The sequence below is a fragment of the Fictibacillus fluitans genome (assembly GCF_030418125.1).
GTDB lineage: Bacteria > Bacillota > Bacilli > Bacillales > Fictibacillaceae > Fictibacillus_C > Fictibacillus_C fluitans.
The window spans coordinates 13,922-35,395 of the sequence record NZ_JAUHTR010000014.1 but is presented as its reverse complement, the minus strand read 5'-3'; the positions used below and the strand labels follow the sequence as shown (position 1 = coordinate 35,395).

General features: G+C 39.3%; 22 protein-coding genes. All 22 read left to right on the top strand.

Annotation, left to right across the window (positions count from 1 at the left end; all coding sequences use genetic code 11):
• The first annotated feature begins 3 nt into the window (after positions 1–3).
• The 22 genes from QYB97_RS19835 to QYB97_RS19730 all read left to right on the top strand — a co-directional run bounded on the left by QYB97_RS19835 (position 4) and on the right by QYB97_RS19730 (position 21,460).
• The gene (locus QYB97_RS19835; protein WP_301167760.1) at positions 4–492 is read left to right on the top strand and encodes a lasso peptide biosynthesis B2 protein; all 489 of its coding nucleotides are present in this window, start codon (positions 4–6) and stop codon (positions 490–492) included.
• The gene (locus tag QYB97_RS19830) at positions 467–1,630 is read left to right on the top strand and encodes a nucleotidyltransferase domain-containing protein (protein ID WP_301167759.1); all 1,164 of its coding nucleotides are present in this window, start codon (positions 467–469) and stop codon (positions 1,628–1,630) included. Before QYB97_RS19835 ends, QYB97_RS19830 begins: the two co-directional genes overlap by 26 nt.
• A 14-nt stretch (positions 1,631–1,644) precedes the next feature.
• A complete protein-coding gene (locus QYB97_RS19825; protein WP_301167758.1) occupies positions 1,645–3,432 on the top strand; it encodes an ABC transporter ATP-binding protein in 1,788 nt (595 codons plus the stop codon).
• A gap of 30 nt (positions 3,433–3,462) precedes the next feature.
• On the top strand, positions 3,463–3,678 hold the full coding sequence (locus QYB97_RS19820; RefSeq protein ID WP_301167757.1) for a helix-turn-helix domain-containing protein: 216 nt from the start codon (positions 3,463–3,465) through the stop codon (positions 3,676–3,678).
• Between the two features lie 160 nt (positions 3,679–3,838).
• On the top strand, positions 3,839–4,534 hold the full coding sequence (locus QYB97_RS19815) for a YveK family protein (RefSeq protein WP_301167756.1): 696 nt from the start codon (positions 3,839–3,841) through the stop codon (positions 4,532–4,534).
• On the top strand, positions 4,524–5,171 hold the full coding sequence (locus QYB97_RS19810) for a CpsD/CapB family tyrosine-protein kinase (RefSeq protein ID WP_301167840.1): 648 nt from the start codon (positions 4,524–4,526) through the stop codon (positions 5,169–5,171). Before QYB97_RS19815 ends, QYB97_RS19810 begins: the two co-directional genes overlap by 11 nt.
• Before the next feature lie 329 nt (positions 5,172–5,500).
• On the top strand, positions 5,501–7,330 hold the full coding sequence (locus tag QYB97_RS19805; RefSeq protein WP_301167755.1) for a polysaccharide biosynthesis protein: 1,830 nt from the start codon (positions 5,501–5,503) through the stop codon (positions 7,328–7,330).
• Positions 7,331–7,350: 20 nt separating this feature from the next.
• Complete coding sequence (locus QYB97_RS19800) at positions 7,351–8,499, top strand: glycosyltransferase family 4 protein (RefSeq protein ID WP_301167839.1); 1,149 nt, start codon at positions 7,351–7,353, stop codon at positions 8,497–8,499.
• Positions 8,484–9,605 carry a glycosyltransferase family 1 protein gene (locus tag QYB97_RS19795; protein ID WP_301167754.1) on the top strand — a complete coding sequence of 374 codons (1,122 nt, stop codon included), beginning with the start codon at positions 8,484–8,486 and terminating at the stop codon, positions 9,603–9,605. Before QYB97_RS19800 ends, QYB97_RS19795 begins: the two co-directional genes overlap by 16 nt.
• Positions 9,602–10,486 (top strand): glycosyltransferase family A protein, encoded by an 885-nt coding sequence (locus QYB97_RS19790; RefSeq protein ID WP_301167753.1) that lies wholly within the window; start codon positions 9,602–9,604, stop codon positions 10,484–10,486. The genes QYB97_RS19795 and QYB97_RS19790 overlap by 4 nt, the downstream gene beginning before the upstream one ends.
• A 50-nt stretch (positions 10,487–10,536) precedes the next feature.
• Positions 10,537–11,607: an EpsG family protein gene (locus tag QYB97_RS19785; protein ID WP_301167752.1), complete on the top strand. Its 1,071-nt coding sequence runs from the start codon at positions 10,537–10,539 to the stop codon at positions 11,605–11,607.
• A 14-nt stretch (positions 11,608–11,621) separates the two neighbouring features.
• Entirely contained in the window at positions 11,622–12,767 is a 1,146-nt protein-coding gene (locus QYB97_RS19780) for a glycosyltransferase family 1 protein (RefSeq protein ID WP_301167751.1), read from the top strand.
• A 12-nt stretch (positions 12,768–12,779) separates the two neighbouring features.
• Positions 12,780–13,985: a glycosyltransferase gene (locus tag QYB97_RS19775; RefSeq protein WP_301167838.1), complete on the top strand. Its 1,206-nt coding sequence runs from the start codon at positions 12,780–12,782 to the stop codon at positions 13,983–13,985.
• 18 nt (positions 13,986–14,003) lie between these two features.
• Positions 14,004–14,147, top strand: a complete 144-nt coding sequence (locus tag QYB97_RS19770; protein ID WP_301167750.1) for a hypothetical protein — start codon at positions 14,004–14,006, stop codon at positions 14,145–14,147.
• Between the two features lie 22 nt (positions 14,148–14,169).
• A complete protein-coding gene (locus QYB97_RS19765; protein ID WP_301167749.1) occupies positions 14,170–14,781 on the top strand; it encodes a sugar transferase in 612 nt (203 codons plus the stop codon).
• Positions 14,778–15,416, top strand: a complete 639-nt coding sequence (locus QYB97_RS19760) for an acetyltransferase (RefSeq protein WP_301167748.1) — start codon at positions 14,778–14,780, stop codon at positions 15,414–15,416. The genes QYB97_RS19765 and QYB97_RS19760 overlap by 4 nt, the downstream gene beginning before the upstream one ends.
• A 1-nt stretch (position 15,417) precedes the next feature.
• The gene (locus QYB97_RS19755; protein ID WP_425589829.1) at positions 15,418–16,590 is read left to right on the top strand and encodes an aminotransferase class I/II-fold pyridoxal phosphate-dependent enzyme; all 1,173 of its coding nucleotides are present in this window, start codon (positions 15,418–15,420) and stop codon (positions 16,588–16,590) included.
• A gap of 17 nt (positions 16,591–16,607) precedes the next feature.
• Entirely contained in the window at positions 16,608–17,633 is a 1,026-nt protein-coding gene (locus QYB97_RS19750; RefSeq protein ID WP_301167747.1) for a glycosyltransferase family 2 protein, read from the top strand.
• Between the two features lie 26 nt (positions 17,634–17,659).
• Positions 17,660–18,844, top strand: coding sequence for a CDP-glycerol glycerophosphotransferase family protein (locus QYB97_RS19745; RefSeq protein WP_301167746.1), 1,185 nt, complete (start codon positions 17,660–17,662; stop codon positions 18,842–18,844).
• A complete protein-coding gene (locus QYB97_RS19740) occupies positions 18,831–19,262 on the top strand; it encodes an FAD synthase family protein (protein WP_301167745.1) in 432 nt (143 codons plus the stop codon). Before QYB97_RS19745 ends, QYB97_RS19740 begins: the two co-directional genes overlap by 14 nt.
• Entirely contained in the window at positions 19,263–20,273 is a 1,011-nt protein-coding gene (locus tag QYB97_RS19735; RefSeq protein WP_301167744.1) for a glycosyltransferase family 2 protein, read from the top strand. It abuts the gene before it with no gap.
• The gene (locus QYB97_RS19730) at positions 20,270–21,460 is read left to right on the top strand and encodes a glycosyltransferase (RefSeq protein ID WP_301167743.1); all 1,191 of its coding nucleotides are present in this window, start codon (positions 20,270–20,272) and stop codon (positions 21,458–21,460) included. Before QYB97_RS19735 ends, QYB97_RS19730 begins: the two co-directional genes overlap by 4 nt.
• Positions 21,461–21,474: the final 14 nt, after the last annotated feature.

The window sequence follows — 21,474 nt, the reverse complement described above, 5'->3', positions numbered from 1 at the left end:
GAAATGGCCAATGACTCTCGTATCGTAAGAAATTTTCTTTTTCTTGATCCAAAGAAAAAAAGGCTGTTTCTCGAAGCCCTTTTTTATTTAGGATTGGGCCGTATATTAATCTCGGTTCCCTTTTCCAAGGTTGCTCCAACACTTGGAACACCAATGAAGGAGACAATGAAAGAAGACACTAAAGGTGATGTGCCGGTGCTAAACAGCATATCTGATGCTTTGCATATTATCAGTCGCCGTACCCCTTGGGAAAGTAAATGTCTGGTCAGAGCCATTGCAGCATCCAAAATGCTTAGTCGCCGAAAGATTCCAAGCACGCTTTATTTGGGAACAGCAAAAGATAAAAGTGGAAAATTGATTGCACATGCCTGGTTAAGGAGTGGAACCCGCATCATTACAGGAGCAGATGTAATGTCGGATTTTTCTGTAGTAGCCAAATTTGCAAATGAAAACAGAGGAGAAAATCATGTCAAAAGAAGCGGGATTGGATAAAAGAGAGATTCCTGGCGAGCTAACCGTCATCCTTGAAATGATTCAGGAAGATCAATCAGCCCGCAAGCTGGAACATTTCGAGAAGTTGGATTGGGAGAAATTTGTTCAATTCGCCATGCACCACAAGCTTTACCCTCTGCTCTGTAAAAACATGCCGGAGGGCATTCCTGAACAGTCTGCAGAAAAGATGCAGTCTCACTATAAATGGAATGTTTTTAACATGCTGAAGCTTTGTGGGGAAATGGATTTAGTGAATCAACTCTTTATGCAAAATAGCATCAAAATGATTGTATTGAAGGGGCCAGTACTTGGTGAGGATTTATATGGGGATATTTCGTTAAGGACATCTTCAGATCTTGACGTTTTAATTCCAATGGAAAATTTGGGACAAGCTGAAGGTATTTTGGAAAAACTGGGCTATCAAAAAGACGACTACATACTTACGGTTTTAAATGACTGGAAATGGCGACACCATCATATCACATTTATACATCCAGAAAAAAACATAAAAATTGAATTGCATTGGCGGCTTAATCCTGGTCCAGCAAAAGAACCCTCCTTTGTTGATTTATGGGCTAGAAGGAGAAAAAGTACCCTTTCAATTAGCGAGATTTATATTTTGGGTAAGGAGGATCTCTTTTTATTTTTGACGACGCATGGAGCAAGGCATGGCTGGTCCCGTTTGCGCTGGCTGGCGGATATTGACATGCTGGCTAGGCAGAACATCAATTGGGAAAACACCATTGAGCTTATGGACAAATACAGCTATAAACACATTGGAGGCCAGGCTCTATTGTTGTCTGCCAATTTCTTTTACACACCGATCTTAAAAGAGATGGAGCCTTTTTTTCGAGGCAATCGTCCTGGGAAATTGGCGAAGGATACTCTGTTTTATTTGAAGAAAATGGTGAGTTTGCATAATGAACCGTTGCCACCAGATGTTGCAAGCTATCATAAAAAGTACTTAATTTCTATTATGTCAGTACATCAAAAGATCCTTCATATTCTCAGTCTTCTTTATCCATTTTACACGGATGTTGAGACGCTTCCACTGCCCCGCATCCTGCATGTATTGTATTTCCCTTTACGTCCTTTTTTGTGTGCTTGGAGAAAAACAAGAAAGCAAGCTTTGTTTTAGAAGGGACTGAGAGTATGAAAGAAGTTATTAAGTTTATGAAACGGTTTTACATCTATTGTGGCAAAGTGTGGTATATCAACCTTGCCGGAATGGTGCTGGTAAGCGTTCTCGAAGGCATGGGGATATTCCTTCTGGTTCCGCTTTTAAGCGTTAGCGGAATCTTGAAATCAAGCGGTTCAAGCTTTTTAATGCAGTACTTACCCTCCTTTGATGACTATTCGGTTAAAGCTATTCTGCCCATAGTCCTAGGTATCTATGTTTTGGTCGTTGTATTACAAAATATCATTCAGAGAAAATTATCAATTTTTACAATCAGTATGCACCAAGGGTTTATACAAGAAGTTAGGATTAAACTTTATGAATCATTATTGTATTCTAACTGGAATCTGTTCATTACAAAGCGAAAGTCCGATCTTATTAATTTATTGACAATTGAGTTGGCACGGGTAAATGCTGGGGTGGGTTTGTTTATGCAGCTTTTAACGTCGCTGATTTTTACTGCGATACAGATTGGGATTGCCTTTTGTCTGTCGCCCAATATTACTGCCTTTGTTCTTTTATCAGGTCTCATCCTTGCCTTTTTCTCACGAAAATTTATTAAACGTTCAAAGCTACTTGGGAACAAGACGTCTCAGTTAGCACAGCACTATTTTGCTGGTATCACCGATCAGCTAAATGGAATAAAAGACATTAAAGTGAATAATCTAGAAACGTCACGGCTTCAATGGCTTACCAGGCTTAATGATGGCATGGTACAGGAGCAAATTGATTACGCAAGGCTAAAATCAGATTCGCAGCTCTTTTACAAAGGGGCATCTGCCATTTTAATTGCTGTATTTATTTACCTTTCGGTGAACCTGTTCCAGGGACAAGCAGGTCAGCTGCTCATCATCCTGCTTATCTTTTCAAAGCTGTGGCCGCGGTTTACAGGGATTCAATCCAGCTTTGAACAACTCGCATCTTATATCCCTTCCTTTGTTAATATTCATTCTTTAGAGGAAGAAACCAAACTGGCTCAAGAGTCAGAAGCAAGGGAAATGGAAAGCGAACGTTTAGAATTAGTGAATGAGATAGAGTGCAGAGACGTAACGTTTCGATATAATCAAAAAGAGTATCATTATGCTCTTGAAGATATTAATCTATCGATTCCTGCCAACCGAATGACCGCCATTGTAGGAAAGTCGGGGGGAGGAAAAAGTACGCTGATAGATATTTTAACGGGCCTTAATCAACCGGAGCAAGGAGATGTACTCATTGATGGACACCGGCTTTCGGGAGAAAATGTGAAAGCCTTGAGACAATCGATAAGTTATGTTCCGCAGGATCCCTTTCTCTTTAATGAAAGTATCAGGGATAATCTCCTGATTGTTCATCCTGATGCAAGTGAAGAGGACATCTGGGGAGCTCTTGAATTTTCCGCATGTGCAGAGTTTGTCAGAAAGCTTCCGAACGGTTTGGATACACAGATAGGTGACAGAGGTGTAAAACTATCCGGAGGTGAGAGACAGCGGCTTGTATTGGCAAGAGCGATCTTGAAGAAACCATCCATACTAATCATGGATGAAGCCACCAGCTCTCTGGATACAGAAAATGAATCTAAAATACAAATGGCCTTGGAGAGAATTAAAGGATCGATGACCATTATCGTAATAGCCCACCGCTTGTCAACCATACGTAATGCGGATCAGGTAGTCGTTCTTGAAAAGGGAAGGATCGTTCAAAAAGGAGGATTCAAACAACTAGCAGAGGGAAAGGGCATGTTTCAGCATTTATTAAGTAAACAAATCGGCAATTTAAGTTAGATTGAAGAACACGCGAAAAAGGGGAATACGATGAAGGGTATTGGACAACGTATGAAAACACTCCGTCTCGAGCATGGAGTGACATTGCAGGAATTGGGAAAAGAGATTCAATTTAATTATAGCAATCTCTCAAAAATAGAAAGGGGCAGCCGAATGCCGTCAGTTGAACTTTTGAGCAAGCTGTCTCAGTTTTACAATGTTGAAATCTCTTTTTTCTTTGAGGAAGAGAAGGTAATCTGTTCCTAACGTTCGTTTAAGCATGTAATTATACCTATTAAGCATTGACTTGTTCTTTATAAAGAACTAAAATATTACTATATATTTTCCAATTTGAACAAAAACATTTAACGTTAGTGTTCTTCACAAAGAACATAAGTTTTTTACTACAACCAAGCGGGTGATGTTAATGGATGGAGAACGAGCGAAGGAAATCAATATTAAAGAATTATTTAATGTAATGCGGCGTCAGCTTTGGATTATTGCGGCAGTCACAATTCTTTTCACCTTATGTGGAAGTCTTTATGCCACCTATTACACAACACCGCTCTACCAATCTTCCACACGTATTATTATTGGAGCAAACCAGGATAACATGAAGACCCTCCAAGTCATTATCAGGGATGTCACCGTGCTGCAAAAGGTAGTAGATCAATTAGACTTGCACATCACACCAGAATCATTGGCAGGGAAAATTAATGTTGAAAGTGTGGATGAATCCCAAGTCGTCAGCATCAATGTCACAGACACTAACGCCGAAATGGCGGCACGAATAGCCAACACCACAGCCACCGTATTTAAAAAAGAAATTCCCGATATTCTCAGTTTTAAGGATGTGAGATATCTATCACCAGCAAAGGTAAATCCATATCCAATAAATGAAAATGATACGAGAACGATGACCATTTCTTTTATAATCGGATTAATGGCCGGCATTGGACTTGCTTTCTTGCGTGATTCACTGGATGATACAATACGCGGATCAAGAGAACTGGATGATTTGGGCATTACTCTATTGGGAAGCGTTCCGAAAATTGATCAACGAAAACTTCAAAAAAATGAGAAGCCCTATGAAGTAAGGAGTGAAAGTGTTGATGTTAAATAAAAAAAGAAAAGTCAACAAAAAAAGAAATTTAGTGACATTTTCACATCCACATTCCTCTGTTTCAGAGCAATATCGTACCATTCGCACAAATATTCACTTCCTTACAAAAGAGGACAATAAGAAAGTATTTGTAATTACTTCCCCTGAAAAGGGAGAGGGAAAATCGACCACTGCTGCCAATTTAGCGGTTTCAATCGCCCAGCATAAAGAAAAGGTTTTGCTCATTGATGCAAACCTTAAAGATCCTTTTCTACACATTATATTTAAGATAAACAACGAGCAGGGGCTTTCTACGATTCTCAATGGTTCTTCGCCATCAAGCAAGGTCGTTCAATCTACTGAAATCGGAAGGCTGGATATTGTGACAAGCGGACCATCACCGCTAAGCTCGGCAGAATTACTAAGTTCAAATTTTTTAAAAGATTTTCTGAACAGTATGTATGATAAATATGACATCATCCTGATTGATACACCTCCTGTACTGGATATTACGGACACGAAGCTGGTTGCTGAACACAGCGATGGTATTATCCTTGTCATGAGACGGGGTGTCACAAAAAAAGCAAAAGTATATGAGACCCAAAGTGTTCTTGAGCTATCAAGAACACCAATCCTGGGAGCAGTTGTTAATCGATAACTGCCTATTTTTTTAATTGTTTTGTTCTCTATTAAGAATAAGACGTTCTGTATTGAGATTTTAATGGGGATGTCTCCTTCCTGATATCAATGGAGGCACTCGGTCATGCTGTGGGTTATTAAGGAACCTTAGACGCTTGTCGTCGGAAGTGTGATGTGAGGTGGGGTTAAATGCCCCCGGTATTACGTAAGCTGGCCGCTTCTGCATTTAGCAGGAGCGGGCGGTATTACTGTACATAAAAGAATTTAAGTATGTGCTCTTTACGAAGAACCTATACTTAAATTCTTTTATTTACATTAGCCAAGATAAAGAAAAAGAGGAGGAAGGCTATGACATACAGACAAAGGCTTACTTTATTTTTAGCAATTGACTCGGTCATTGTGTTAACCGCGATCTTTTTTAGCCGGTTTTTAGTGAGTGCTGATATTCATGTCTTGACCCCGCCCATTGTCTTAAGTTCGCTGGTTATTTTAATCAGCCACCATTTGTTCTCTATCAAATTCAAGCTGTATAAAAAGGCATGGGAATATGCAAGCATAGGCGAGTTAATTGTCATTCTGAAGGTTGTTACCATATCCATTCTGTGTGCAGGTGTTATTCAGGAAGTTCTTTTGGAAGATATCTATTTCCGGCTGCTGGTTGTAACGTGGCTGATTCATGTCCTGTCCATTTGTGGTTCGCGTTTTTGCTGGAGAATGTTTAGGGACACCTATCTCTTAAAAGCAACGGACAAGAAAAAAACATTGATTGTTGGAGCGGGATCGGCGGGGACAATGATTGTACGGCAATTGTTGAAAAACAGTAACAGCAAGTTACAGCCTGTGGGTTTTATTGATGATGATCCCAAAAAACAGTATTTGGACATTATGGGGATACCCGTCATTGGAGGACTTGGTCAAATTCAACAAGCTGTGAAAGAATACGAAATCGAGAATATCGTGATCGCTATTCCCTCGCTCAGAAAAAAAGAATTAAACACCATTGCGCATGCATGCACGAAAACCAATGTTAAGACACAAATCATTCCCATGCTCGAGGATTTAATGACAGGAAAGGTGTCAATTAACGAGTTTCGTGACGTGAAAGTGGAGGACTTATTGGGGCGCGAGCCTGTTCATTTGGACATTGACAGTATCTCCGAGTATGTAACCGGTAAAACCGTACTTGTAACAGGAGCAGGCGGGTCCATCGGTTCTGAGGTTTGCCGTCAAATTTCCAAGTTCTCACCTGGTAAGCTGATTCTTTTAGGACATGGTGAAAACAGTATTTATTCTATTGAAATGGAACTGAGAGAATCATTTGGACATTCAAGCATTGAGTTTATAACTGAAATTGCAGATTTGCAGGACCAGCAAAAAATATTGACGGTGGTTGGCAAGCATCGTCCGCATGTCATCTATCATGCAGCTGCACATAAGCATGTTCCTTTAATGGAACGGAATCCGGAAGAAGCTGTGAAAAATAACTTGATGGGAACGAGAAATATTGCTGAAGCGGCAAACTGGCATGGGGTTGAGACATTTGTCATGATTTCGACTGACAAGGCCGTCAATCCAACTAGTGTGATGGGTGCAACCAAACGGCTGGCCGAAATGGTGATTCAGGATTTAAACACCAAAAGCAAAACAAAGTTTGTTGCGGTCCGTTTTGGAAATGTTCTGGGCAGCCGGGGGAGCGTCATTCCGCTCTTTAAAAAGCAGATTGAAAAAGGCGGACCGGTAACCGTCACCCATCCCGAGATGATTCGCTACTTTATGACCATTCCAGAGGCTTCCAGGCTTGTTATTCAAGCTGGAGCGGTTGCACAAGGCGGAGAAATTTTTGTGCTGGACATGGGAGATCCAGTTAAGATTGTGGACCTTGCCAGAAATTTAATCACCCTTTCAGGCCATTCCATTGAAGATATCGGTATTGAATTCTCTGGGATCCGACCAGGAGAAAAATTGTTTGAAGAATTATTAAAGCCTGATGAGGTTCATGATCAGCAGGTCTTTCCAAAAATATATGTAGGCAAAACAACACCAGGAGTTTACCGAAGCGAGATTGACGAACTTATTGTACAGACATCCTTGCTTGATGCCAACACTTTGAGGGCAAAGCTGCTGTACTATACCAATGAATATCAAGCTCAAGAACAATTGGTCACTGTTCCGAGTTAAAAAAGTTAATAGAAAAAGGGATACCTATGAAAAAGATATTGTTTTGTGCAACCGTTGATTTTCACTTTGAAAAATTCCACTTACCTGTCATGAAATGGTTTAAGGAGCAGGGGTGGAGCGTGCATGTTGCAGCTCATGGAAACCTTGAACTTCCCTATACGGATAAAAAGTTTAATTTGCCCATTCAGAGATCTCCCATAAGTAAGCTTAATCTCCTGGCTTATCGTGAGCTGAAGGCCTTAATTGATGAGAATCAGTATCAAATTATTGATTGTCATACGCCGATGGGCGGAGTTCTCGCCCGTCTGGCAGCGAAAAGCCAAAGGACAAAGGTGATTTATACTGCACATGGATTTCACTTTTATAAAGGGGCACCTCGCCTAAACTGGCTGTTGTATTATCCCATTGAAAAATTGCTGGCTAAGAATACAGACAGCCTGATAACCATTAATAAAGAGGATTATCAGACAGCGACCAGTAACCGGTTCAGGGCAGCAGCCATTCACCATGTACATGGTGTTGGAGTTGATACCACCCGTTTCCGACCCATTCCCGATGCTGTAAAGCAAGAATTAAGAAAGAAACTGGGGTATGTGGAAAATGAATTCCTGCTCTTTTACGCTGCAGAATTTAACAAAAACAAAAATCAGCAATTACTCATTAACATCCTTGCTGATTTGACAAAAGAGCTTCCACAGGTAAAATTACTTCTTGCTGGAGAAGGTCCATTGCTGGAGGAATGCCGTAAATTGGCTAAGGATAAGAAAGTTGAAGATAAGGTCGAGTTTCTTGGTTATCAAAAAGACATTCTTCCCTTTCTGAATGTCAGTGATCTTGCTGTCGCATCAAGTTTACGGGAAGGACTTCCTGTAAACATTTTGGAAGCGATGGCGTGCGGATTACCTGTGCTGGCCAACAAAAACAGGGGGCACCACGATTTAATACAAAACAATAAAACAGGTTGGATGGTTGAAACCCAACACGCTGCTGAATATGTCAGAAAGATTCGTTTGCTTGCTTCTAATCCTGAATTAAGAAAAAGATTGGGGGCAAACGGAAGAAGCGTGGTTTTGGAGAAGTTCTCTATAACCAAAGTACTGGCAGAAAAAACAGCCATTTGCAAAGAATACATGAATGAATTGGAGGAAGAAAAATGGGAAATCCATTAAGAGTCCTTCATGCCGTGGTGAATATGAACCGTGGCGGCGCTGAAACATTAATTATGAACCTGTACCGCAATATTGACCGAACAAAGGTGCAATTCGACTTTTTAACCAACCGCCAAGGAGTATTTGATGAAGAGATCATAGAAATGGGCGGAAAGGTTCACCGGATCCCTTACCTTACTGATATTGGCCATTTTAAGTATGTGGACGCTCTGAATGGATTTTTTAAACAAAACAGCGGGTACAGAATCATTCATTCTCACATGGATAAGATGAGCGGCCTTGTGCTGCGGGCATCAAAAAAACACAAAATCCCTCATCGCATTGCTCATAGTCATAATACAAGAAGTGAGGGGGGGAAAGCTGCCCGGGTTTATAAGTGGTACGCAGGGACCCGCATTAAACAAAATGCTACGCATTTATTCGCCTGCTCTAATGAAGCGGCTCAATGGCTGTTTTCACAAGACGCGCAAAAGGCAAGAGTACTGAACAATGGAATTGAACCCGAAAAGTTTTTATATACCAGGGAATGTCGAAATGCTGTAAGAAAAGAACTCAACATAGAAGATAACACGTTTGTGATGGGCCATGTGGGCAGGTTTGCTCCGCAAAAAAACCACTCTTTTTTAATTGAACTATTTTCTGAATATCACAAAATCAATAAACGAGCTGTTTTGCTTTTGGCTGGTGACGGAGTTCTGCGCCAGGAGATGGAGAAAAAGGTACAGCAGCTGAATTTAAATTCTAGTGTGAAATTCTTGGGCATTCGAAATGATGTTCAGCGTTTATACCAGGTGTTTGATGTATTTGTTTTTCCCTCTCTTCATGAGGGACTCCCGGTCACGCTGATTGAGGCTCAGGGAACCGGATTACCCTGTATGATCTCCGACACCATAACAAAACAAGCTGATTTGGGTTTAAATCTTGTGAACTTTCTACCCTTGGATAACAAGAAAAATTGGTTGGACAAACTCCAGCATTATACACAATGTATGAGTAAAGACCGGAGTATTGAAAGTAATGCTTTCGCATCCCGAGGATTTGATATCCGTGAAACAGCCAGGCAAACGCAGGAAACCTATCTCTTATTGGGAGGAGGAGCCAGGTGAAACTGCTAACCGTGTTTACGCCTACCTATAACCGAGCTTATTGCCTTCATCAGTGTTATGAAAGCCTGAAGAAACAAACCTGCAAAGACTTTGTTTGGCTGATTATCGATGATGGCTCCACAGATACCACAAAAGAACTGGTCGAAAAATGGATTAAGGAAAAAGAAATCGAGATTGATTACATTAAACAAAACAATCAAGGTATGCATGGAGCTCATAATACAGCCTATGAACGGATCACTACAGAGCTCAACGTTTGTATTGATTCAGACGATTACATGCCGGTTGATGCAGTTGAAAAGATCGTTCTCTTTTGGACCAAATACGGAAACAGCAAGGTAAGCGGATTAATTGGACTGGATGCCGATACGAACGGGAGCATCATTGGAACAAGGCTGCCGGAAAATTTACAGACGTCCACATTATTTGATCTGTATCAAAAGCACGGTGTAAAAGGGGACAAGAAGCTCGTATACCGGTCGGCACTGACAAAACGCTATCCCTACCCTCTCTTTGAGGGAGAGAAATATGTAGGACTTGCCTATAAATACTTCAAGCTGGATCAGGAATTTGAAATGTTATTGATGAACGAAACGATTTGCTGTGTGGAATATCTTCCGGACGGTTCATCTCTAAATATGTTTCTGCAGTATCAGAAAAATCCTCAGGGTTTTTCCTTTTATCGCAAAGAATTAATGAAGCTGCCATCAGCCGGTTTGGTCTTCAAATTTCGCCAGGCCGTACACTATGTATCAAGCAGTCTGATGATGAATAACCGCAGCTTTATAAGAGAAACACCGGAGAAAGGGCTGACACTGCTGGCGCTGCCAATGGGATTGCTCCTCTATTTGTATATTGGGACAAAAACCAGAAGTGCTTAATCCATATCCAGCTTCGACTTTGAGACCTCATAGAAGAAAGGAACTGCAAAATGGCTATACTTTGGATGAATCTTGCCGTTGTCTTTGCCGTAGCGTTCTTAGCCAGGTACTTTTCCATAGCTCCCGCAATGGTTGCCTCTTCGTTATCTTTTATACGGCCTAACAAACTATTAGTCTTTGTGGCGTTTTTATCATTGGTATTGGTATCGGGGCTGCGATCCAATATTGGGGATACTTATTTTTATAAACATACGTATGAAATCAGTGATTTTACCTGGGACTATATTCTGAACCAAAAAGACATTGGGTTTGGGATTCTGCAAAAGTTGCTGAAGATGTTCAGCAATGATCCTCAAGTTCTTATTTTTACTACTGCCCTGATTACCAATCTTCTTATTATCATGGTTCTTTATAAGTACTCAAGAATGATAGAGCTTAGTATTTTTGTATATATTACAGGGGGTCTATATCTTGTTTCCATGAATGGTATGAGGCAGTGTCTGGCTGCAGCCATCGTGTTCACAGCAACCAAGTATCTATTGAATGGTGATTGGAAAAAGTACATGCTTATCGTACTTTTCGCTTCGTTATTTCACGAAAGTGCCTTGGTATTAATTCCTATCTATTTCATTGCTCGCTTTAAAGCCTGGTCCAAAGGTACACTTTTCCTTTTATTTCTTTCCGTCCTCGTTGTAGCCGCTTTTGATCAGTTTTCCACCCTATTATTTTCAGCGATACAGGACACTCAATATGGACATTATCAGGATTTTTCCGAGGGTGGTGCAAGCACGATCAGGGTCGCGGTTAACGGTGCACCATTATTGGTGGCTTTTTTTGGCAGGGAGCGACTAAGAGAGCTCTTCCCCAAAAGTGACTATATCATCAATATGGCGATCATTGGTTTTGTATTTATGATCGTTTCTTCACAGAATTGGATATTTGCTCGTTTTTCCATTTATTTCACTCTTTATCAAATGATCTTAATTTCGTGGCTCGTGCTTCTTTTCAGAAAGAAGGACCAGAAATTTTTCTATTATGTTTTGTTGATCTGTTACCTTGCTTATTACTATTTCGAGAATGTGATTAGCTTGAATATTATGTATGAAAGTAATTTTCTATAAGGCAGTTGTTGACTATGGATGAAGATATAGAAATAAAAAGAGTTCTGCACATTGTCAGCTCCATGGATCGTGGCGGGGCAGAAACACTGATCATGAATGTTTACAGAAACATTGACCGTACGAAAGTTCAATTTGATTTTGTCACCCATAACTCGCTCAAAGGAGAGTATGATGATGAAATCAAGTCTCTTGGGGGATTCATTTATTCCATTCCAAGCCTTGGATCTTCTGGTCCCTTTATGTATATAAAAAATCTTGTCAGAATCATGCGGGATCATCGATACGTTGCAATACATGCCCATACAGATTATCAAAGCGGTTTTCCTGCCCTGGCTGCCAGGCTTTCAGGTATTAAAAAAAGAATTAGTCATTCTCACAGCACCGGTTGGCCTAGAGGGAAATCGATAAAAGAACGAATAGCTCTTAAACTGCTTCAATCGACAATAAAGGCTTCAGCCAATCAATACTGCAGCTGCAGTATTGAGGCAGCAAGGTTCCTCTATGGAGAGCATTCTTTGAAGCGAAACAAAGTAAGCATATTAAAAAATGGGATCGATTTAAAGCCGTTTGAATCCTTAAACCGGAAAGAGTCCAGAAGCAGTGTCATTCAGGAATTGCAGCTGACAGCCGATGTGAAAATTTTAGGACATGTTGGCCGTTTTTCAGCATCTAAAAATCAGGCATTCATTTTGAACATACTGGAACAATTGGTCAGGGAAGATAAGAAATGGGTTGTGCTGTTCATCGGGAACGGTCCATTGCAAAAGGAAGTTGAAGAAAAAGCTGAAAAGATGAATCTATTATCAAATATAAAGTTTTTGGGAGTTAGAACTGACGTTTCACGGCTGATGAATGCCATGGACGTTTTTTTATTTCCGTCCAAATTTGAGGGGTTTGGAATTGCAGCACTGGAAGCTCAATGCGCTGGAACCCCATGTGTATTGTCGGATGCAGTGCCGCGCAGTACAGAGATGGGGATGGGCTTGGTTTCATACCTTAATCTTAACGCTGAGATAAGCAGTTGGACTCAGGCGGTTAATGAAGCTCTGATGGTTCATAGACCGAGGCGGGAGATGATTAGTAAAAGCATAACTAATCAAGGGTACAGCATAACAGGCAATCTCCCTGCATGGATGGAGCTGTATGGGATAAAAGCATAAGGTGAGGGATAGCTGATGAAGAAAAAGATACTGATTGCTTCATTCGATCTGGCGATTGGCGGGGTGGAGAGAAGTTTAATAGGGTTGTTAAACAGTATCGACTACTCCAGGTATGATGTGGACCTGATGCTTTTTAAACACGAAGGAGAGTTTCTGCCATTGCTTCCCGAAGGGCCAAGATTATTAAACGAAATAGCAGAATACACCACCTTTCGAAAATCGATAAAACAAGTGATGCAGCAACGGGCATTTCCCATTCTTTTTTCAAGAGTGTTTGCCCGATGTGCAGGAGCACTCCATGGAAGATTGTCAGGCAGCGCTGAACCAGGCTACTACATTATCCAGTATGGATGGAAATTTGCGCTTCCCTACCTGCCAAAGCTGAAAGGAGAATATGATACGGCCATCAGTTTCTTATGGCCGCATTATTTTGTAGCTGAAAAAGTAAAAGCCAAAAAGAAAATAGGATGGATTCACACCGATTACTCAACCATTTCCGTAAATCAGGCAGAAGAAGCGAAAATGTGGGAGCAAATGGATCACCTTGTGGCAGTTTCAGAGGGGTGCAAAGATTCTTTTCTTTCCGTTTTCCCTCACTTTCAAGATCGAATGGAAGTGATCGAGAACATTCTGACACCTGAATTTATTTATGAACAAGCACGAGTGAGTGACTTGCCGAAACTGACAAAACATGCGAATGAAACCATATTGGTTACCGTAGGAAGGCTTTCACATGCGAAAGGAATTGATGATGCAGTAAAAGCCTGCAGGAAAATAGTAGACCAGGGGTATCAAGTGAAATGGTATGTTGTCGGTTATGGTCCATTAGAAAATGAACTTAAGAGATTAATTGATGAATTAACTCTTCACGAACACTTCATTTTATTGGGTAAGCAAACGAATCCCTATCCATTTATCAAAGCATGTGATATTTATGTTCAGCCCTCCCGATATGAAGGAAAAGCAGTAACCGTACGTGAAGCTCAGATCCTGGAAAAGCCTGTACTGATTACTGATTTCCCAACATCCAAGAGCCAGCTTGAAGATGGGGTAGACGGTGTAATCATCCGGCAGGGAGTTGAAGGTATAGCTGAAGGGATCATTCAATTGATCAATAATCATCAGAAAGTAGCTTCCTTGCGTGAAAATATTAAGAATAGAAGCTATGGCAATGCCAAGGAAGTTGAAAAGCTATATGAACTGATTGAAATGGCGTAAAGGAAGTGATACGGAAAAATGAGTATATCCGAGAAACTGACTCAGCAAAAGCTTCAGGAAATTTTGCTTGAAATCTGCCGTAAAAGCGATGAAAACATGAATAGAAGTGCACAGGACATCATTGAGGAAATAAAAAAACAAATTCTGCTATCAACAAAATAAAACAATAAAGGAGGCGGAGAGGTTGAAAAGGACGCTGGATCTAACAATGGCAATATTGTTATTAATGGGCTTGTCACCGATCATCGTAATAACCATTCTACTTGTCAAAATCAAAATTGGTTCTCCGGTCCTTTTCAGACAACAGCGTCCGGGATTATACGGAAAGCCATTCTACCTTTACAAATTCAGAACGATGACAAACGAAAAGGATGGGAACGGAAATTTATTGCCTGATCATCTTCGTTTAACCCAAACGGGGAGGTTTTTGCGTAAGTACAGCTTGGATGAGCTATTGCAGCTGATCAATGTATTAAAAGGAGAACTTAGCCTGGTGGGGCCGCGTCCACTCCTGATGGATTATCTCCCGCTGTATACTCCCGAGCAGGCAAAACGTCACTTGGTAAAGCCGGGAATCACTGGATGGGCACAAATTAACGGACGGAATGCCATTGAGTGGGAGGAAAAATTTACACTGGATGTGTGGTATGTTGAACACCAATCCTTTTGGCTGGATCTTAAAATATTGTGGCTGACGTTTTTCAAAGTTGTAAATTCAGAGGGAGTCAATCACTCACCGATGGTTACTATGGAAGCATTTAAAGGTTCTCAGCATACGAAGGAAGAGATACTATGAATATCGTCATTGTTGGTCATGGAGGGCACAGCAAAGTGATTAAAGATATCATTTTATCTCAAGACGGAAACGTCCTTGCGGGATACCTGGATGATAAGTTTACACGTACTTTTATAAAAGAAGATGTATTCTACGGACCACTTACGGCGATTAAACAAGTACAAGAGCACTATGGAGCGGTCAAGTTTGTTATAGGAATCGGAAATAATGAGGTAAGAAAAAAGATAGGTATGAAGTTGAATCTTCATTGTGAAGACTACATTACTGTTATCCATCAATCAGCCATCATAAGCCCCTCAGCATTGATAGGGAACGGAACGGTTGTTATGGCGAATTCAGTGATCCAGGCTGATGCTTGTGTAGGCCGGCATTCCATCATTAATACAAATGCCGTTATAGAACACGATAATCAGATTGGTGATTTTGTTCATGTTTCTCCAAGTGCAACATTAACCGGAGGAGTTATCCTTCAGGATGGGGTACATGTTGGGGCGGGAGCTACAGTTATACCTAGAAAAAGAATAGGGAGCTGGTCGGTTGTCGGTGCAGGGTCAGTGGTTATTCATGATATACCACCTAGTTCAACAGCAATTGGAGTTCCCGCTAAAGTAAAACAAAAGATAGAAGGTGTGTAAGGTGCAGCTAGCGGAAAATAATGAAAGAATTTTTCTTTCACCTCCTCATATGAGCGGCCAGGAACAAGACTATATACAGAAAGCTTTTGATTCTAATTGGATTGCTCCTCTTGGTCCCAATGTTGATGCTTTTGAAAAAGAAATTGCCAAATATGTTGGAGCAAGTGGAGCTGTAGGGGTGAGCTCAGGCACCGCGGCCATTCATTTAGCTCTATTGTTGCTGGATGTTAAAAAGGGAGACCGGATTTTTTGTTCTTCCCTGACATTTGTGGCAAGTGCAAACCCTATCCTCTATCAAGGTGCTGAGCCTGTATTTATTGATTCAGAACCTGAAACATGGAATATGTCTCCTCCAGCGTTAAGAAGAGCACTTGAAGATGCGGACCGGCAAAACAACCTGCCAAAAGCGGTTATTATTGTAAATCTCTATGGCCAGGTTGCCAAGATGAAGGAACTTTTGGAACTTTGTGATGAGTATGAGGTGCCAGTTATCGAGGATGCAGCTGAATCATTGGGGTCCTCTTATTTTGGAAAACGCAGCGGCAACTTTGGAAAATACAGTATCTTTTCTTTTAATGGAAATAAAATTATTACCACTTCCGGGGGAGGAATGCTCGTTTCCAATCATGAAGATGACCTGAAGAAAGCGCGTTTCTTTGCGACTCAAGCGAAAGACCCAGCTTTGCATTATCAGCATAGCCAAATGGGTTACAATTACAGGTTAAGCAATATCCTGGCTGGTATGGGAAGAGCTCAAGTTGAAGTATTGAATCAGCGGGTTTCTCAAAGAAGAAAGGTGTTCTCCTATTATCAGCAAAAACTTGGAGGTTTATCAGGTATTGAATTTATGCCTGAACTTAAAAACACATTTTCCAATCGCTGGCTATCTGTACTAACAGTTGATCCAGAAGTAATATCAATACCTCAAATAATAAATGAGTTGGAAAAGGAAAATATCGAAGCTCGTCCTGTATGGAAGCCGCTGCATTTACAGCCACTATTTGAGGGCAAACATTTTTATTCTCATGGTGAAGAAGGAATGAGTGTATCAGAGAAATTGTTCAACAACGGTATTTGCTTGCCTTCGGGTTCAAACCTTACACAATATGACCAAGACAAAGTGATCAGTTGTGTGAAACGGTGTTTACTCACTGTTTCGGCAGTCAATCGATAAAGCAGGAGGGGGGATTGATGGATAAAGTAAGCATGGTTATTCCTATTTACAAGGTAGAAAAATATATTCATAGGTGTGTGAAAAGTGTTCTTGGCCAAACCTACACAAATCTGGAAGTTATCCTGGTAAATGACGGGTCACCTGATCAGTGTGGGAAAATTGCTGATGAATACCAAAAGAAGGATCCACGAGTAAAAGTTATTCATAAAGAGAACGGTGGGCTTTCTGATGCCAGAAACGCGGGTATGAAACTGGTTACCGGGGATTACACTCTTTTTGTAGATAGTGATGACTGGCTCGATACCAACATGGTAAAAGTTCTAGTTAACTATATGTTGAAATATAAAGCAGATGCGGTGCAGGCCGCTTTTTTTTATGCCCATGATGACCATTTGCTTTATGACAACCGGTATTATGCTGAAGATGATCCTCCAATTCTTTTCAATCGAAACTCATTAATGAAAGAATTGGTCATTAATGAAAAAGTGAAAAATTTTGCTTGGGGTAAGTTGTTTAAAACAAGTATGATAAATGATCTTCCGTTTAAAAAGGGTGTATTGTTCGAGGATGTTTTCTGGACACACCTTGTAATGGACCGAATTCAGAGATATGTAATGATACACCAGCCATTGTATTACTACTATCAGCGTGAGGATAGTATTGTTTCTTCTTATAGCCCGAAAAATTTGGATATCATTAAGGGGTTAAAAGAACGTCATGAGTTTATTGAAAAGAAATACAGCGACTTAAAATTAGAATCATACAAGCTTTTGTTAAAAACGAGTATCATTCATTATTGGCTGCTTATGATGAACAATAGCAAGGATAAAGACAAATATTTTAGAAAGATGATACATGGAGACGTAAAGCTGAATTATAGTCACTTCTTTGAAGCGGTAAAAGAAGATAAAGATTTAAGGTATCAGTTGTTTCTATTTTCCATTCATCCCAACGTTAATATGCTTTATGTTCTATTAAAAAAGGCAGCTGAGAAGTATATAAAAAGAACAAAGCAGCTGCAGTTAAAAAAGATTGATCTTTAGGGGGCAAAAAAGGAGAAGGTTGATAGATGCAGATCGTAGCGCTTTTTAAAAAGTATGTAGCACTGTTGTTTATTCATCTCTTTAATTTTTTACCAATCCAAAATAATAAGATCTTCTGTTTCAGTTATTATGGAAGCCAATATGGATGCAACCCAAAATATATAACAGAGTATATCAGGGCTCATTATCCAGATGGGTATTTTGATATCGTATGGGCATTTAATAATCCAAAATCAAAGCAACAATTAACAGGTTTCCGGAAAGTTAATACAATGTCTTTACGTTGCTTTTATGAGTTATGCACGTCTAAAGTAATCATTACAAATTACCGAACAACGGATTTGTTTGTTAAGCGAAAAGAACAATATTATGTTCAAACATGGCACAGTTCATTACGATTAAAGCAAATTGAAATGGATGCAATAGATTCGCTTCCAGACCAATATATACAAATGGCCCAAAGGGATTCTGAAAAATGTGATTTATTATTATCTGGGTGCGAAAGTAGTTCTTTCATATTTAAAAGGTCATTCTGGTATGAAGGTGCTATGTTTGAACATGGTACACCGAGAAATGATGTTTTTTTCAACAGCTCATTAATGATTAAGGATAGTATAAAAAAAACAATAGGAATACCAGTTGATGCCAGAATAGTATTATATGCTCCTACATTTCGAAAGAATAACGATATAGAGATTTATCATCTCCCATTTGATACCATTTTGAAAAGTTTAAAAGAAAGGTTTGGCGGCAATTGGGTTTGTCTCGTTAAACTTCATCCACATTTGATGGGAGAATCCAATAAGCTTCATTTCAGTTCAAATGTAAAAGACGTTACTTATTATGACGATATCCAAGAATTATTAGCAGCATCTGATGTATTAATATCGGATTATTCATCCTTGCTTTTTGATTTTTCCATTACTTCTCGTCCTTGTTTTCAATATATCCCTGATGTAGAAAGCTATATAAAAAATGACAGAAAGCTTTATTTTGATATACAACAGCTCCCTTTTTTAAAAGCAAAGACACATCCAGAACTGCTCGAAAAAATAGACAGCTATAAAAAAGAAGAGTATGAACGTTCATTAGCTGAATTTCTGAGCAAGATAGGAACATTTGAAAATGGCAATGCTTGTAAAAAACTTGTAGACCATTTACATAAAATTTGTTTTGAGCAGAAAGGGAGTTCTTATCATGAAGCCGTATAAATTAGGATATACCACGGGTGTTTTTGATCTTTTTCATGTTGGGCATCTAAATATCTTGAAGAATGCGAAAGAGTTATGTGACTTTTTAATTGTTGGAGTTAGTACAGATGAATTGGTCATGGAGTATAAAAATAAAAAGCCTGTTGTTCCGCATAAAGACAGAGTAGCTATTGTAGCCGGAATTAAATATGTGGATATGGTGGTTGGTCAAATCAACAGAGATAAGTATCAAGCATGGGAGAACTTAAGGTTTGACGCTATGTTTGTGGGGGATGACTGGAAAGGAAATCCACTATTTAAAGATTTACAGAGCAAATTTAATGAAGTAGGGGTTGATATTGTATATTTCCCTTACACAAAAGGAGTCTCCTCCACATTATTGAAAGAAAAAATTAGCTATAAAGAAGTGGTGAGGTAAGTGACTCCGGTTATAAGCATTATCATACCGATATTTAATGTAGAGCAGTATTTGGTGAAATGCTTAGAAAGTATACGTCAACAATCCTATGAAAACATAGAAGTTCTTCTTGTCAATGACGGATCCACCGATCAAAGCCTTTCTATATGTGAGAGATTTGCCTTCCAGGACAAGAGATTCAAAGTGATAAACAGAGTGTTCAAAGGAGTAAGCGCCGCGAGAAACGCAGGTGTGGCTGCTGCACAAGGGCAATTTATTGGATTTGTTGACGGAGATGATTATATTGATAAGGATATGTATCAAACGTTATATCATCTCTGTATTGAAAACGAGTGCGACATCTCGATATGTAAACTGGGAAGAGAAGTAAATGGGAAAGTCATTAACTTTGATACCCATGGCTTCACAAAGGTAATGAGTAACGAGGAGGCGATGAGGGAGCTGTTTAAAGGAATCCTTTATCGTTTTTCTTTATGCAACAAATTATTCAATAAAAAATGTTTTCAAGACGTTTCTTTTCCGGAAGGCCGGATCCATGAAGATTTGTCAACCACATACAGACTTCTGGCCCAAGCGAATAAAATAAGTTATACCAACTTTACAGGCTATATTTATGTTAAGAGGGAAAACAGCATTTTAACTTCCCATTATACAAAAAAAAGACTCCAAGCGTTTATAGCGTGGGAAGAGATTCTTTTATTTATGTCTAATAGATACTCAAAAGTGTTTAACGAGGTAATTGCTTGTTTTACATTTGCTTGTATGGATCATGTGAACTATATTTGCAGCCAAATTAACAATAAGCAGGAGAAAGAGGGGTATATAAAGAAACTGCAAACTTTTTTGAGGAAGAGATATATGGATATTCTTTTCAATCCTATACTGCCGGCAAAATATAAAGCTCTTGTTTCATTATTGGCTTTTCACGTTAACTTATTTTTATTGGGGAACTCTGCTAAGAAGTTGTTGAATAAAAGAGTATTATTGAAAAATAGGGTGGTCCATAAATGAAAAAAAATCTATTATTTGTTATTGATTCATTGGAATGCGCAGGTGCTGAAAAGAGTTTAGTAACATTATTATCCTTACTAGACTATAGTAAATTTAATGTTGATTTAATGTTATTTGCACATGGAACAGCACTTGAGCCACTTGTGCCTGAACAAGTGAATATATTAGCTCCTCTAAAATATACAAAGTTTTCAAAAATAGGGTTAAAGAAAGCGTTTATCCACACAGCAAAAAATAACGAATGGAAAATGCTTTATGCAAGGTTGAAGTATTCCACTAGAATACGAAGAAAAAAATACAGCAACCCACAAAAAGCAAGGCTGTTTTGGCAAAGCATCTCTTCATCAATAGAGTCCAGTACAAAATTGTATGATATAGCCATCAGTTATGCTCAAGGAATCCCAACTTTTTATGTTGCGGAAAAAATCAAAGCAAGACGAAAGTTTGCCTGGGTGAATGTAACTTACAGGTTACTGGAGGAAGACAAAAAGTTTCAAACTAAGTTTTACGATCAAATAGATAAAATTGTTTCAGTTTCAGATTCAACAAAAGAAGTATTCCTTGAAACCTTTCCTTCATATAAAAATAAAACAGAAGTAATCTATGATATAAATAATCCTAAATTTATATCAGAAATGGCGGAACTAGGGGAGGGCTATAAAGACAATTTTGATGGGATTAGAATTCTTACCATCGGGAGATTGGCAAAGCAAAAGGGATATGATATAGCATTGAGGGCATGCAAAAAATTAAAGGATGAAGGTATCTATTTTAGATGGTATGCCTTGGGTAAGGGACCTTTAAAAAAGGAAATACAGGCTTCTATTATAGAACAGGGCTTAACTGAACATTTTATACTTTTAGGGGTAGATCCAAACCCTTATTCATTCATTAAAAATACCGATATTTATGTTCAAACCTCCCGCACTGAAGGATTCGGTCTCGCACTGGCAGAAGCCAGGATGCTTAATATTCCGGTTGTAACCACAAGATTTGATGCAGTTTACAATCAGATGGTGGATGGTAAAAATGGTCTGGTAGTGGATATGAATGGTGACGCTGTTTACGAAGGAATATTAAAAATGTTAAACGACCATCAGTTGAGAGAAAGTATTGTTAATTACCTTAAAATAGAAAAGAAAGGAAATATCAAGGAAATCAATAAGTTCTACCAACTTATTGGTTAATAAAATATCGAAAG

Excerpts from the sequence above, each read along its gene's own strand:
- QYB97_RS19835 (WP_301167760.1), top strand. The coding sequence starts at position 4 with ATGGCCAATGACTCTCGTATCGTAAGAAATTTTCTTTTTCTTGATCCA.
- QYB97_RS19830 (WP_301167759.1), top strand. The coding sequence starts at position 467 with ATGTCAAAAGAAGCGGGATTGGATAAAAGAGAGATTCCTGGCGAGCTA.
- QYB97_RS19825 (WP_301167758.1), top strand. The coding sequence starts at position 1,645 with ATGAAAGAAGTTATTAAGTTTATGAAACGGTTTTACATCTATTGTGGC.
- QYB97_RS19820 (WP_301167757.1), top strand. The coding sequence starts at position 3,463 with ATGAAGGGTATTGGACAACGTATGAAAACACTCCGTCTCGAGCATGGA.
- QYB97_RS19815 (WP_301167756.1), top strand. The coding sequence starts at position 3,839 with ATGGATGGAGAACGAGCGAAGGAAATCAATATTAAAGAATTATTTAAT.
- QYB97_RS19810 (WP_301167840.1), top strand. The coding sequence starts at position 4,524 with ATGTTAAATAAAAAAAGAAAAGTCAACAAAAAAAGAAATTTAGTGACA.
- QYB97_RS19805 (WP_301167755.1), top strand. The coding sequence starts at position 5,501 with ATGACATACAGACAAAGGCTTACTTTATTTTTAGCAATTGACTCGGTC.
- QYB97_RS19795 (WP_301167754.1), top strand. The coding sequence starts at position 8,484 with ATGGGAAATCCATTAAGAGTCCTTCATGCCGTGGTGAATATGAACCGT.
- QYB97_RS19785 (WP_301167752.1), top strand. The coding sequence starts at position 10,537 with ATGGCTATACTTTGGATGAATCTTGCCGTTGTCTTTGCCGTAGCGTTC.
- QYB97_RS19780 (WP_301167751.1), top strand. The coding sequence starts at position 11,622 with ATGGATGAAGATATAGAAATAAAAAGAGTTCTGCACATTGTCAGCTCC.
- QYB97_RS19770 (WP_301167750.1), top strand. The coding sequence starts at position 14,004 with ATGAGTATATCCGAGAAACTGACTCAGCAAAAGCTTCAGGAAATTTTG.
- QYB97_RS19760 (WP_301167748.1), top strand. The coding sequence starts at position 14,778 with ATGAATATCGTCATTGTTGGTCATGGAGGGCACAGCAAAGTGATTAAA.
- QYB97_RS19750 (WP_301167747.1), top strand. The coding sequence starts at position 16,608 with ATGGATAAAGTAAGCATGGTTATTCCTATTTACAAGGTAGAAAAATAT.
- QYB97_RS19745 (WP_301167746.1), top strand. The coding sequence starts at position 17,660 with ATGCAGATCGTAGCGCTTTTTAAAAAGTATGTAGCACTGTTGTTTATT.
- QYB97_RS19740 (WP_301167745.1), top strand. The coding sequence starts at position 18,831 with ATGAAGCCGTATAAATTAGGATATACCACGGGTGTTTTTGATCTTTTT.
- QYB97_RS19730 (WP_301167743.1), top strand. The coding sequence starts at position 20,270 with ATGAAAAAAAATCTATTATTTGTTATTGATTCATTGGAATGCGCAGGT.